Origin of the sequence: Caulobacter sp. (assembly GCF_965279145.1) — a bacterium.
Lineage (GTDB): Bacteria > Pseudomonadota > Alphaproteobacteria > Caulobacterales > Caulobacteraceae > Caulobacter.
In genome coordinates, this window is record NZ_OZ257139.1 from 407,050 (window position 1) to 420,003 (window position 12,954).

General features: G+C 67.3%; 10 protein-coding genes and 1 tRNA gene. 10 read left to right on the top strand and 1 reads right to left on the bottom strand.

From position 1 onward, the window contains the following. The first annotated feature begins 1 nt into the window (after position 1). The 10 genes from ACQY9P_RS01940 (at position 2) to ACQY9P_RS01985 (ending at position 12,172) form a co-directional block, all read left to right on the top strand. A complete protein-coding gene (locus ACQY9P_RS01940; protein ID WP_421736936.1) occupies positions 2-289 on the top strand; it encodes a type IV secretion system protein VirB3 in 288 nt (95 codons plus the stop codon). Continuing rightward, the gene (locus tag ACQY9P_RS01945) at positions 286-2,643 is read left to right on the top strand and encodes a VirB4 family type IV secretion/conjugal transfer ATPase (protein WP_421736935.1); all 2,358 of its coding nucleotides are present in this window, start codon (positions 286-288) and stop codon (positions 2,641-2,643) included. Before ACQY9P_RS01940 ends, ACQY9P_RS01945 begins: the two co-directional genes overlap by 4 nt. Continuing rightward, positions 2,640-3,833, top strand: a complete 1,194-nt coding sequence (locus ACQY9P_RS01950; RefSeq protein ID WP_421736934.1) for a type IV secretion system protein — start codon at positions 2,640-2,642, stop codon at positions 3,831-3,833. Before ACQY9P_RS01945 ends, ACQY9P_RS01950 begins: the two co-directional genes overlap by 4 nt. Beyond that, a complete protein-coding gene (locus ACQY9P_RS01955; protein WP_421736933.1) occupies positions 3,830-4,585 on the top strand; it encodes a TrbG/VirB9 family P-type conjugative transfer protein in 756 nt (251 codons plus the stop codon). Before ACQY9P_RS01950 ends, ACQY9P_RS01955 begins: the two co-directional genes overlap by 4 nt. Beyond that, positions 4,582-5,751 (top strand): TrbI/VirB10 family protein, encoded by a 1,170-nt coding sequence (locus ACQY9P_RS01960; protein ID WP_421736932.1) that lies wholly within the window; start codon positions 4,582-4,584, stop codon positions 5,749-5,751. Before ACQY9P_RS01955 ends, ACQY9P_RS01960 begins: the two co-directional genes overlap by 4 nt. After that, on the top strand, positions 5,748-6,731 hold the full coding sequence (gene virB11 / locus ACQY9P_RS01965; protein ID WP_421736931.1) for a P-type DNA transfer ATPase VirB11: 984 nt from the start codon (positions 5,748-5,750) through the stop codon (positions 6,729-6,731). Before ACQY9P_RS01960 ends, virB11 begins: the two co-directional genes overlap by 4 nt. A 70-nt stretch (positions 6,732-6,801) precedes the next feature. Beyond that, on the top strand, positions 6,802-8,520 hold the full coding sequence (locus ACQY9P_RS01970) for a DUF1800 domain-containing protein (protein ID WP_421736930.1): 1,719 nt from the start codon (positions 6,802-6,804) through the stop codon (positions 8,518-8,520). Positions 8,521-8,527: 7 nt separating this feature from the next. After that, a complete protein-coding gene (locus ACQY9P_RS01975; protein ID WP_421736929.1) occupies positions 8,528-9,886 on the top strand; it encodes a DUF1501 domain-containing protein in 1,359 nt (452 codons plus the stop codon). A gap of 645 nt (positions 9,887-10,531) precedes the next feature. Beyond that, positions 10,532-10,616, top strand: a tRNA-Leu gene (locus tag ACQY9P_RS01980). Between the two features lie 164 nt (positions 10,617-10,780). Continuing rightward, positions 10,781-12,172 carry an FAD-containing oxidoreductase gene (locus ACQY9P_RS01985; RefSeq protein WP_421736928.1) on the top strand — a complete coding sequence of 464 codons (1,392 nt, stop codon included), beginning with the start codon at positions 10,781-10,783 and terminating at the stop codon, positions 12,170-12,172. Here the strand turns inward: ACQY9P_RS01985 and ACQY9P_RS01990 are convergent. Further along, a complete protein-coding gene (locus ACQY9P_RS01990; RefSeq protein ID WP_421736927.1) occupies positions 12,169-12,936 on the bottom strand; it encodes a competence/damage-inducible protein A in 768 nt (255 codons plus the stop codon). The genes ACQY9P_RS01985 and ACQY9P_RS01990 overlap by 4 nt on opposite strands. Between the last annotated feature and the right edge of the window lie 18 nt (positions 12,937-12,954).

Here is a 12,954-nt window from a genome sequence, read left to right on the forward strand (position 1 = left end):
GATGGCCGCGCCCCTGGATCGCGACGTGGTGTTCGGCGCCCTGACCCGGCCGCAGATGTTCGCGGGCGTCACCTACAGCTACTTCGTGCTGAACGGCGTGGTCACGGCCGAGCTGTTCCTGATCACCAAGTCGTTTTGGGTCATAGCGGCCGCCCTGGTGATCCACGCGATCGGCTACGCCGCCTGCCTGCGCGAACCGCGCATCTTCGACCTCTGGCTTACCAAGGTCAGCCGCTGTCCCCGCGTGCCCAATTTCAAGGTCTGGCGATGCAACAGCTATCAGCCATGAAAGCACGCAAAGAGGCCTCGGCCGGCAAGCGCCTGCCCTATGGCCGTCATCTCGACGAGCGTACGATCGAGACCCGCGACGGCATGCTGATGCAGGTCATCCACCTGGCCGGCCTGCCGTTCGAGACGGCCGACAGCGAGGAGCTGAACTACCGCAAGGCTGTGCGCGACGTGATGCTGCGCGGCCTGGCCAGTTCGCACTTCGCCGTCTACCACCACATCATCCGCCGTCAGGTTCCGGCTCAGACGCAAGGCGCGTTCACCGACGCCTTCAGCCAGAATCTCGACGCGGCCTGGGGCGAGCGCCTCGCCGCCCGCAAGCTCTATGTGAACGACCTTTTCCTGACGATCGTGCGCCGCCCCCTGCAAGGTCACGGCGGGATCATCGACGGTTTCCTCCGCGCACTGAAGGGAACCGGCAAGGCGGAAGCCGCCGCCACCCTGGCCCAGGATCGCCGCGAGCTCGACAGCGCCACAGGCAGCCTGATCTCCGCCCTCGCCCCCTATGGCGCGCGGGTGCTGGGCGCCTATGAGGGCGTCCAGGGTCGTTGTTCCGAGCCGCTGGAATTCCTGTCGTGCCTCTTCAATGGCGAGATGCGCCCGGTCCAGGCTCCGCTGGGCGACGCTGGCGACTACCTGCCCTATCGCCGCGTCAGCTTCGGTGTCGAGACGCTGGAGATGTCCCGCGCGGGTGTCCTGGCGCGCGGTTTCGGGGCCATGGTCTCGATCAAGGACTATCCGGCCCAGACCAATGCCGGCATGCTGGACGACCTTCTGCGCCTGCCCTGCGAGATGGTGGTCACCCAAAGCTTTGGCTTCGTCGACCGCCAGCCGACCCTGGAGCGGATGAATCTGGCCCTGCGCCGGATGCGCGCCGCTGACGACGACGGCGTCAGCCTGCGCGCCGACCTTACCCGCGCCAAGGACGACGTCGTCTCGGGCCGCGCGGCCTTTGGCGAACATCACCTGACCGTTCTGGTACGCGGCGAGACGCTGGACGGCCTCGATCGTTCGACCGCCGAAGTGCTGTCGGCCTTCACCGAGATGGGCGCCATCGCGGTGCGCGAGGACATCAATCTGGAACCGGCCTTCTGGGCTCAGTTCCCGGGAAACTTCAAGGATATCGCCCGTCGGTCGATGATCTCGACGGCCAATTTCGCCGGCTTCGCCAGCGGCCACAACTTCCCGGTCGGCCAGGCCGAGGGCAACCACTGGGGTCCGGCGGTGACGCTGCTGGAGACCACCTCGGCCGGTCCCTACCACTTCAATTTCCACAAGGGTGACCTGGGCAACTTCACGATCATAGGTCCGTCCGGGTCGGGCAAGACGGTGGTGCTGAACTTCCTGCTCGCCCAGGCCCGCAAGTACGACCCGCGCATCGTGTTCTTCGACAAGGATCGCGGCGCCGAGATCTTCTTGCGCGCAATCGGCGGGCGCTACGAGACCCTGCGCCCCGGCCAGCTGACCGGCTTCAACCCGCTTGCCCTGCCGGATACAGCCGCCAACCGCCGCTTCCTCGCCGACTGGACCGCGCGTCTCGTGTCGATCCCGGGCGAGCCCCTCACCGCCGACGACCAGGCCCGCATCAAGGACGCCGTCGACGCCAATTTCGACCAGGCGCCCCGCTTGCGGCGCCTGCGGTTCTTCGCCGAACTGTTCAAGGGCGCGCGTCGTCCCGACGCCGCCGATCTGGCCGCGCGTCTGGCGCCCTGGCACGGCGCGGGTGAGCACGCCTGGCTGTTCGACAACGCCGAGGACGAGCTCGATCTGGACCAGGCCACGCTGGGCTTCGACATGACCCAGCTGCTGGACGACCCGACCCTGCGCACGCCGGCCATGATGTACCTGTTCCACCGCGTGGAGCAGCGCCTGGACGGCCATCCGACCCTGATCGTCATCGACGAGGGCTGGAAGGCGCTGGACGACGACGTCTTTGTGGCGCGGATCAAGGACTGGGAAAAGACCCTGCGCAAACGCAACGGCGTGGTCGGTTTCGCCACCCAGAGCGCTCAGGACGCCCTGGAAAGCCGCATCGCCAGCGCCATCATCGAACAGGCCGCCACCCAGATCTTCATGGCCAATCCCAAGGCCCAGGCCAAGGATTACTGCCAGGGCTTCGGACTCACCGACCACGAGTTCGAGCTGGTCAGGAGCCTGCCCGACACCGCCCGCTGCTTCCTGATCAAGCACGGGACCGACAGCGTCGTCGCCCGCCTGAACCTGGCCGGCGCGCCTGAGCTGCTGACCGTGCTGTCGGGCCGCGAAAAGACTGTCCGCCAGCTCGACGCCCTGCGCGAGGCCGTCGGCGACGCGCCAGAGGCCTGGATGGCCAGGCTGCTGCGTGAGGCCGCATGAACGCCCTGGCCTGTCCCAATCCCGGCAGCGCCCTGGTTCAGGGCCTGATCGGTTCGGTCGACTGCAAGGTCCATGGCCTGGCCCAGGCCGGCTACGCGACCCTGTCCGCCCCCGGCTCGCCGATCGCCGGCCTGCTGACCGCTTTGCTGACCCTCTATGTCGCCTTCATCGGCTATCGCCTGATCCTGGGTCACGGGAACCTGCGGATCGGCGATGTCACCATCTCGGTCCTGAAGATGGGCCTGGTCGTGGCCTTGGCCACCAACTGGGCGCTGTTCCAGACCCTGGTCTACGACACCCTGTTCCAGGCGCCGGCTGAATTGGGCGCGATCTTGCTGGGCCAACTGCAGGGGCCGGACGCCACGCTTGGCGCGGATCCCTATGCTGGTTTGCAGGTCGCCTTCGACACCCTGCAGAAGGCCGCCGTCCAGTTCGCGGCCCGAGCCGGGGGCGGAGCCTCGGCCCTGCAAGGCGGTCCAGGCTTTGCGGCCTTCGCGGTCAATGCCGGCGGCATGGTCATGCTGCTGTCGACCTTGGGTCTGGTTCTGGCCAGCAAGGTCGTGCTCGCCGTTCTCTTGGCTGTGGCCCCGCTGGTCGCCGGCCTGCTGTTGTTCGAAGCCACCCGCGGCGTGGTCGAGGGTTGGATCAAGGCCATGGTCGCCCTGGCCCTGGCTCCGATGATCGCCACCCTGGCTCTGTCGCTGGAGCTGGCCATGCTTGAGCCGGCGCTGAAGGCCCTGGCGGCCATGGGCGCTGCCCAGCAGTTCGCTGAGTTCGACATCGGCCCGGCCGTCACCGTGCTGGTCCTGACCCTGGTGTTCGCCGCCGTGCTGGTGCTGGCCTCGATCGCCATCGCCGTGATCTGCGCCGGCATCCGCCTGCCGCGTCGCGCGCCGGGACAGGCCCAGTCCGATGCCGCCGGCGCCGCGTCCCAGGACCGCTACGCCGCCTCCCAGGTCGAGCCGCGCTCGCGCGCCACGGCGATCGCGGCGGCGGCGGCGGCCCTTGATCATCGCGAACCGACCACGGCCGCGAGTTCGAGCCCGATCGGTCCGCGAATGCTGACCGTGGTCTCCGACCGCACCGCCGCCCCCGCTCCCGCCAGCCAAGGCGTCGCACCGCTGGGAACTACCTATCGCCGCAACCCCGCCACCCGTCGCACCGCCTCGGGCGTCCGGAGAGACCAGTGACCGTTCCCGCTTTCCGCAAAAGCGTCCTGACCGCCCTGGTCCTGGGCTGCGCCCTGTCCGGCGCTGCTCAGGCGGCCGACGTTCCGCGCCCCGGCCTGATCGATCCGCGCATCCGCACGGTGGCCTACAACCCAGACCAGGTGGTGCGTCTGACCGGCTATTTCGGCATCCAGACCATGCTGGAATTCGCCGCCGACGAGCGGATCGAGAACGTCTCGATCGGCGACGCCATGGGCTGGCAGGTGACGCCGAACAAGAAGGCCAACCTGCTGTTCCTCAAGCCGCTGGACCGCACGGCCGCCACCAACATGACCGTGGTCACAGACCGCCGGCGCTATGTATTCGAGCTGGTCATCGCCCCGGCCAGGGCCTCGACCCGCGACCTCGCCTACGTCGTGCGCTTTCTGGTCCCCCAGGCCGCGCCGGTCTCCATCGCTCCGCCGCCGCCCGCGCTTCCAGCGGCTCCTGTCGCCCGCAACAGCGCCTACAGCCTGCAAGGCCCCGCCGCCATCCAGCCGACCCGCGTGTTCGATGACGGCGCGGCGACCTATTTCGCCTGGCCGACGCAAGTGGACCTGCCGGCCGTATTCGTGGTCGGCGCCGACGGCGTCGAGGGTCTGGCCAACGCCGTGGTGCGCGACGGCTACCTGGTGGTCGACCAGTTGGCTCCGCGCTTCGTGCTGCGCGGCGGCAAGTCGGCCGTGACCGTCACCAACACCGCCTACAACGCCCGCTCGGAGACGGTCCGATGAGTCCGCGCGACCTCGATCCCCGCCAATCGGCCCAAGTCATCGACGACCTCGCCGCCGCCGACGCCCAGGCCCGACCCGTCATTGCGCGCGCCCATGCCGGCGTGCCCAACGCCGTCATCGTCGCCGGCTTCGGCGTGGTGGGCGTTGGCCTCTTCCTGTGGATGTCGAGCCACCGGGTCGACGCCAAGTCGATGCCCCGCCAGGCCGCCCAGCCCGTCGTGGCTCAGGCGCCACCGGCAGCTCCTCTGCCGTTGCCGGCTAGCGGCCCGCTCTACGCCGTGCCCGCCCCGCAGTTCACCGAAAACAACAGCCTCCCGCAGCCGCAGATCATCGCGGGCTCTATGGCGGCGAGCGGTTCGATGTCGGCAATGCCAGCACACGCGCTGACACAAGCTGATCTCTTGCAACGTCGTCGTGCGCCGAGTCTGGTCGTGGACTTCGGCGGCGAGCGTCCGGCCAGCGTGATCAAGGCCAGCGTCGACGCCTCGGTCATCGCCCAGATGGCCAAGACCGGCGCGGCCGACACCGGCCTCAACGCCGACGAGCGCTTCGCCGACCGCGTGTCGTTGTCCGAAGCCGAGCCGGCCAGGGCTGTCGCCATGCGCGACCTCGACGCCGTCGTGCCGCAAGGCGCGGTGATCCCGGCGGTGATGGAAACGGCGATCAACTCGGATTTGCCGGGTCTGGCCCGCGCCATGGTCACCCGCGACATCAAGAGCTTTGACGGCTCCACCGTGCTGATCCCGCGCGGCAGCCGGGTGATTGGCCAGTACAAGTCCGGCGTCGCCATGGGCGCCTCGCGCGTCTTCGTGATCTGGACCCGGGTGATCCGTCCCGACGGCGTGTCGATCCAGATCGCGTCTCCCGCCGCCGACCCGCTGGGTCGCGGCGGCCTGGAGGGCAAGGTCGATCGCCACTTCTTCAATCGCTTCAGTGGCTCGATCCTGCTGTCGGTGCTCAACGCCGGCGTCGCCGCCGTCAGCAACACCCGCAGCAGCTCGCAGATCTATATCGGCTCGGCCGCCGAAGCCGCCAGCGTGGCCGGCGCGGCGATCAAGACCGACGGCGGCACGGCCCCGACCATCCAGACGCCGCAAGGCGCGCCAGTGACCATCTTTGTCGCCCGCGACCTGGACTTCTCGGGCGTGCGGAGCCCTCGCCGATGACCGCCCACGTCGCATCCTTGGGCGTCTATCTCGAAGCCTATTTGGCGCCACTGGCCCCTTGGCTGGCCGAGCCTGCTGTCACCGATCTCTATGTCAATCGCCCCGGCGAACTATGGGTCGAACGCCTGGGCGGCGGACTCGAACAGATCGCCGTGCCGGAGCTGGACGAAACCAACCTCTGGCGGCTGGCCCGGCAGGTCGCGAGCCTCTCCAGCCAGGGCGTCAGCCGCGAGCACCCGCTGCTCTCGGCCGTACTGCCCGATGGCTCCCGGGTTCAGGTCATCGCCCCGCCCGCCACGCGCGGCGGGTTGGCCCTGGCCATCCGCAAGCACGTGGTCTCAGACCTCACTTTGGCTGACTATGCCTCGGCCGGAGCCTTCGACCACGCGACCAAGCGCCCGGCGCGGCCGGACGCGGCGCTGCGCGCCCTGCTCGACGCCGGCGACGTGCAAGGCTTCCTTTCCGCCGCGGTTCGGGCCGGCAAGAACATCGTCATCAGCGGCGGCACATCGACCGGCAAGACCACCTTCCTCAACGCCCTGCTGAAGGAAGTGCCCCTCGACCAGCGCCTGGTGCTGATCGAGGACGCCCCGGAAATCCGCCTCGCCCACCCCAACGCCGTCGGTCTGGTGGCCGTGCGCGGCGACCAGGGACAGGCCCGGGTCTCGACCGAGGACCTGCTGCAGGCCTCGCTTCGGCTGCGTCCCGACCGCATCATCCTGGGTGAGCTACGCGGCGCCGAAGCCTTCAGCTTCCTGCGCGCGGTCAGCAGCGGCCATCCCGGCTCCATGACCACCGTCCATGCCGACAGTCCATCGGGCGCAGTCGATCAGCTTGCGCTGATGGCCTTGCAGGCCGGCGCCAACCTGGGTCGCCAGGACGTGGTCGACCATGTTGCCGGCGTCGTCGACGTCTTTATCCAGCTTCATCGCCAGAACGGCGTCCGAGCGGTGCGGGAGGTCGTCTTCAGCGACCGGTAGCCCACCGCTCAACCTCTTTTCTCAAATGTCATGACACGCCCCCTCCAGGGTGTGATCGGGAAAGTGTGCCATGCGTATCAAATATCTGACCTCAAGCGCGTTGCTCGGAGCCGCCTTGATCCTGTCCGCCTGCGGCGGCGGGGGAAGCGGCGGGGGGAGCGGTGAGACCAGCAGCGCCATTCGCGGCGGAGAAACCACGGCCCCGCCCGTCCTGCCGCTGGAGGACACCAACATTACGCCCAGCGAGGCCGCGCGCTTGGCCAAGCAGGCCAGCTTTGGCCCCACACCGCAGCTGATCGACCGCATAGTGGCGCTCAAGAACGCCTCGGCCTGGATCGACGAGCAGATGAGTCTGAAGTCGAGCACCTATGCGGATATCGCCGCCCTGCCGGTGCCGGTAAATTATTGCGCCGCCAAGACGGGCCAGGATCTGACCAACTGCAATCGAGACAACTACTCCTCCGTGCCGATGGTGATGCGCTTCTACGCCAACGCCACAGCCAAGGATGACCAGCTGCGCCAGCGGGTCGCCTTCGCCCTGTCGCAGATTCTGGTCGCTTCCGACCTGGAAGTGCACTCCACGGCGGGCCTGGCGACCTACAACCAGATCCTGCTCGACCGGTCTTTCGGCAACTACCGCGACCTCCTGGCCGCGATCACGCTGAACCCGTTCATGGGCAACTTCCTGGACATGGTCGATAGCAACAAGACCGCCGCCAACGAGAACTATGCCCGCGAACTGATGCAGCTGTTCTCGTTGGGTACGGTGCTTCTCAATGCTGACGGCACGCCGCAGACCGACACCGCTGGCGCGCCGATCGCCGCCTACAGCAACACCGACGTCAAGGAAGTGGCCCGCGCCCTGACCGGCTGGACCTATGCCCGCCTCGATGGCGCGGCGGTCAGCGACTACAACAAGATCGACTATACCCGACCGATGATCCTGTACCCCGCGCGCTACGACACGGGATCCAAGACCTTCCTGGGCAAGACTGTCGCGGCCAACGCCACCCAGCAGGCCAATGTCGACGCTGTCATCGACGCGGTGTTCAACCACCCCAACACCGCGCCCTTCATCTCCAAGCGCCTGATCCAGCAATTGGTGCTCGCCAATCCCACACCGGCCTATGTCGGACGCGTGTCGGCGGTGTTCGCCAACAATGGCGATGGCGTGCGCGGCGACATGAAGGCGGTGATCAAGGCGATCCTGACCGACAGCGAGGCGCGCGGCTCGGCCGCGATCCCTGGCAAGGTCAAGGAGCCGGTGCTGCTGGCCACCTCCCTGGCCCGCGCCATCGGCTTCACCACCGACGGCTATTCGCTCTACACGCGCGACTCCGGCATGGGACAGCGCCCCTTCAGCTCGCCGTCGGTGTTCAACTTCTATCCCTACGACTTCCCGCTGCCCCTGGGGGATGGCGCGGTCAGCCCGGTCAGCAAGCTGATGACCACCTCGACCAGCATCGCGCGCCACAACTTCGTCTACGACTGGACGGTCAGCGGCGAGCAGACCCGCAGCGAGTTCCAGCCTCAGACGGTCATTACCGGCGCGACCGGAACCCAACTGGGCTGGGCGACCTGGGAGGCCCTGGCCGCGGATGAGACCAAGCTGCTGGATCGCATCAACTTGGTTTTGCTGAACGGCACAATGACCTCCGCCCAGCGACAGTCGCTGTCATCGGCCATGGCCGCCATCACGAACAATGACCCCGTCCTGCAGGCCCGCAAGCGCGTCCAGGTGGCGCTCTACGTAGCGGCCTCATCCCCCATGTTCCAAGTCGATCGGTAAGCGTCCCATGACCATTTCCCGCCGTGAACTCTTCCGCCTTGTCGCCGGAAGCACCGCCGTCGCCGCCATGGGGCAGATGGGCCTGGCCAGCGCCATGGCCGACACCTCATCCTACCGCGCCATGGTCGGCGTCTTCCTGTTCGGCGGCAACGACGCCTGGAACATGGTCGTTCCGACCGACGGCAGGTTCTCGACCTATACCAGCCAGCGCGGTTCGGTCGCTCTGCAACAGAGCAGCCTCGTGCCTCTGACCGGCACGCCGTTTGGGCTGCACCCCAGCTTCGCGTCGCTGAAGCCGGCGTGGGATGACGGAGCCCTGAGCGTCGTGCTCAACACCGGCACTCTGTTCCAGCCTCTGACCAAGAGCCTCTATACGAGCCAGCCCGCTCTGCGCCCGCTGAACCTGATGTCCCACGAGGACCAGCAGAACCAGTGGCAGAGCCAGATGATGCGCTCGAGGGGCGTCAACGGCTTCATGGGCCGGATCAACGACCGCGCGCCCAAGGTCGACCTGCCGCCATTGATCTCCATCGCGGGGTCGCAACTGGCCCTGATCGGCGACCGCAGCTCGCCGCTGATCCTGCCGTCCACCGGCTCGATCGTGCGCAACGGCTATAGCGCCACCTCCACCGACGCCAGGGTCAAGGCCCGCCAACTGGCCCTGGACACCTTCGCCGACGCCTCGTCGTTTGGCCAAATGACCGACCTGACCGGCAAGGGCATGTCATCGGCCTACGCCCAGGCCGTGGCCGCCAACACCGTGATCAGCGCCACGACCTCGGTGGTCGACAAGTATTTCGTCAATCCGACAACGGGTGTGACCCTGACCTCGGACATCTCGCGCCAACTCCTGCGCGCGGCGCGGATGATCGAGGCGCGCGACAGCCTGGGCCACGCCAAGCAGACCTTCTTCGTCAGCCAGGGCGGCTACGACACCCACGTCGGCCAGCTGGCGACCCACACCGCGATCTACGCCGACCTCGCCAACGCCCTGGCCGGCTTCTACAACGCCATGAAGGCGCTGGGTCTACAGAACAATGTCACGGCCTTCACGATGTCGGACTTCGGGCGGGTGTTCAAAGGTAACAGCCAGGCGGGCACCGACCACGCCTGGGGCTCAAACCACCTCGTCCTGGGGGCCGCCCTGGCCAAGGGCAAGGTGCATGGCCGCTATCCGGACATGACCTTCGGCGGACCGGAAGACTCGGCCAACGACGGCCGCTGGATCCCCAGCATCGCGACCGAGGAATATATCGGCGCCATCGCCCAGTGGTACGGCGTCAGCGCCGCAGACCTGCCTTACATCTTTCCCAACTGGTCGACCTGGAATGGCGGCGGGCGCGGGCCGGTGCCGCTGTTTGGCTAGGTGTGTGGTCCCGCAGTGTGATGGTGCATCATCGGTCCTGACACGTCAGGAGGAGGATGGCCTATGCAAGCGTTCTTCACGGCAGCGCCGGACGCGTCATTGGGCCGAGAAGATTGGGCTCCAGACGATCTAGGTCGCAGGCTTCAAGCGCCATGCCTGGACGCAAAGCTTGCTACCAGGGAGGAACCGAACTTGGCAGCTTATGCTCACCAGGGCGTCGCTCTAGCCTAGCAGCGCATGTTTCACCGGAAGCTTGGCGCCGTCTTCCACGCTCATCACGCCGCTGTGCCCGTTGAGGTCGGTCTTCACGTAGCCCGGGCTGATCGAGTTGACGACGATGTGGGTGCCTTGAGCTCTTGCGTGCGCTGTGCGCGTCGAAAGACGCTCCACGGCCGGAAAGCAGGTCCCGCTCCCCTCACCTTCGTCGCGGGCGTGCTGAAGGCCCACTTCATCGCATGGAACCCCATCCCTACGCCCTCCACGAGGGGCGGGACAAATCAGGGCGTGAGACCACAACAGGAACGGACTGTGGTCGATTTTGTGTCACGCCCGTTCCAGAGACCTCCCGAAGTTCTCTGATCGTTCCCGCCTTCACATGGACAACCACCTTGTGAATAGGGCCCGAAACGCTTACGCCACGCGGGCGGGGACATGGCGGAACTGGTAGACGCGCCGGACTTAAAATCCGTTGGAGCAATCCGTGTGGGTTCGACTCCCACTGTCCCTACCAGCGCCCGCGCCGCCGAGGGGGCCGGTCCAGCAGGTCGGGAACTTCCAGGAACCGGCTCCGCGCTTGCGATTTCCCTAGACCACGGGCCAGATCATGCTCGACGGACTGGAGACCAGCATGGCCCTCTACGCTTTCGCTCCGCTGCCCGTGTGAGCGAGGTTTCAATGACCCAGACATTCGACGCGATCATCATCGGGGCGGGCCAGGCGGGGCCTGCCCTGGCCGGACGTCTGACGGCGGCCGGCCAGACGGTGGCCGTGATCGAGCGCAAGCTGTTTGGCGGCACCTGCGTCAATACCGGCTGCATGCCGACCAAGACCCTTGTGGCCAGCGCCTACGCCGCCCATCTGGCCCGTCGCGCCGCCGAATATGGCGTCACCTTTGAGGGCCCGGTCGGGATCGACATGAAACGGGTCAAGGCGCGCCAGCAGACGGTGGTCCACAACGCGCGCCATGGCGTCGAGACCTGGCTGAAGGGCATGAAGGGCTGCACGGTCTTCGAAGGCCATGCCCGTCTCGAATCCGCGACCACCGTGCGGGTGGGCGACGCCCTGCTAAGCGCCCGTCAGATCTTCATCAATGTCGGCGGCCGCGCCAACATCCCCGACATGCCGGGCGTGGATCAGGTGCCTTACCTGACCAACACCGGCATGATGCAGATCGACACCGTGCCCAAGCACCTGGTGATCGTCGGCGGCAGCTATATCGGCCTGGAGTTCGCCCAGATGTTCCGGCGCTTCGGCGCCGAGGTGACGGTTGTCGAGATGGGGCCGCGCCTGATCCAGCGCGAGGATCCCGAGATCTCGCAGGCCATTCAGGACATCCTCGAGGCCGAGGGCATCGCGGTGCGGCTCAACGCCGAATGCATCAGCTTCGCGCCCTGCGAGGAGGGTGTCTGCGTGCACGTCACTTGCGAGGCCGGCGCGCCCCAGGTGACCGGATCGGATCTGCTGCTGGCGGTGGGACGCAAGCCCAATACCGACGATCTGGGCTTGGACGTGGCCGGCGTGGCGACCGACAAGCGCGGCTATATCGTGGTCGATGACCAGTTGCGCACCAGTGTCCCGGGGATCTGGGCGATGGGCGACTGCAACGGCAAGGGCGCCTTCACCCACACCGCCTATAACGACTTCGAGATCATCGCCGCCAATCTGCTGGATGCCAATTTACAGGAAAAGGGGCCGCGCAAGGTCAGCGACCGCCTGACCGCCTACGCCCTCTATATCGACCCGCCGCTGGGCCGGGTGGGCCTGACCGAGGCCGAGGTTCGCGCCTCCGGCCGCCCGGCCCTGGTGGGAACGCGGCCGATGACCCGCGTGGGCCGGGCCGTCGAGAAGGGCGAGACCCAGGGTTTCATGAAGGTGGTGGTCGACGCCGAGACCAAGATGATCCTCGGCGCCGCGATCCTGGGCCTCAATGGCGACGAGGCGATCCACGGCATCCTGGACATCATGTACGCCAAGGCGCCGTACACCACCCTGCAGCGGGCGGTGCATATTCACCCCACCGTGTCGGAGCTGATCCCGACCGTGCTGGGCGATCTGAAGCCGCTTTAGGCGGTCGCTTCGATCCGCTCGATGTTCGCGGCGCCGGCTTCGGTGAGCGCCGCCACCAGCTCCTCGACGGCCGCGTCGACCTCGGCCGGGTCGCGGCCGCGCACCACCAGATTGGCGCCATAGATGTCGGGCGGCGAAAAGAACGGATAGCTGCCCAGGGACATGTCCGGATGGGCCTTGGCCACGGCTTCCAGCGGCGCGGCGATCAGGCCCTCGCCCGAACCGGTGACGCGGACGGTCTTGCTGATCACCACAGCGCCCGTGCGCAGGCGCGGGCCCACGTCGTCGAGCATGCCGCGCATGATCGCCGGCACCCCGGCCAGCACGAAGACGTTTTCCTTCTGGAAGCCGGGCGGCCCCTGCACCGGGTTTTTGACCAGCACCCCGCCCTCCGGAACGTGGGCCATCCGGCGGCGGGCGGCGTTGGGCTCGCCCCAGCGCTCGCGCAGCATGGCCATGATCTCGGGATGCTCGGGCGCGGTCACGCCGAAGGCCTTGGCCACCGAATCGGCGGTGATGTCGTCATGCGTCGGGCCGATGCCGCCCGTTGTGATCAGGTAGTCGTACTTGGCGCGCAGATGGTTCACGGCGTCGACGATCTCGTCCTCGATGTCGGGCACGACCCGCGCCTCGGCCAGATCCACGCCATAGGTCGCCAGATACTTGGCGATGGCGTTGAGGTTCACATCCTGGGTGCGGCCCGACAGGATCTCGTCGCCGATGATCAGAACCGCCGCCGTCACGCGTTGCTTGCTGGTCGTCATCGCCACGTTCCCTTACAG

Excerpts from the sequence above, each read along its gene's own strand:
- ACQY9P_RS01985 (WP_421736928.1), top strand. The coding sequence starts at position 10,781 with ATGACCCAGACATTCGACGCGATCATCATCGGGGCGGGCCAGGCGGGG.
- virB11 (WP_421736931.1), top strand. The coding sequence starts at position 5,748 with ATGACCGCCCACGTCGCATCCTTGGGCGTCTATCTCGAAGCCTATTTG.
- ACQY9P_RS01970 (WP_421736930.1), top strand. The coding sequence starts at position 6,802 with ATGCGTATCAAATATCTGACCTCAAGCGCGTTGCTCGGAGCCGCCTTG.
- ACQY9P_RS01940 (WP_421736936.1), top strand. The coding sequence starts at position 2 with ATGGCCGCGCCCCTGGATCGCGACGTGGTGTTCGGCGCCCTGACCCGG.
- ACQY9P_RS01960 (WP_421736932.1), top strand. The coding sequence starts at position 4,582 with ATGAGTCCGCGCGACCTCGATCCCCGCCAATCGGCCCAAGTCATCGAC.
- ACQY9P_RS01945 (WP_421736935.1), top strand. The coding sequence starts at position 286 with ATGAAAGCACGCAAAGAGGCCTCGGCCGGCAAGCGCCTGCCCTATGGC.
- ACQY9P_RS01975 (WP_421736929.1), top strand. The coding sequence starts at position 8,528 with ATGACCATTTCCCGCCGTGAACTCTTCCGCCTTGTCGCCGGAAGCACC.
- ACQY9P_RS01990 (WP_421736927.1), bottom strand. The coding sequence starts at position 12,936 with ATGACGACCAGCAAGCAACGCGTGACGGCGGCGGTTCTGATCATCGGC.
- ACQY9P_RS01950 (WP_421736934.1), top strand. The coding sequence starts at position 2,640 with ATGAACGCCCTGGCCTGTCCCAATCCCGGCAGCGCCCTGGTTCAGGGC.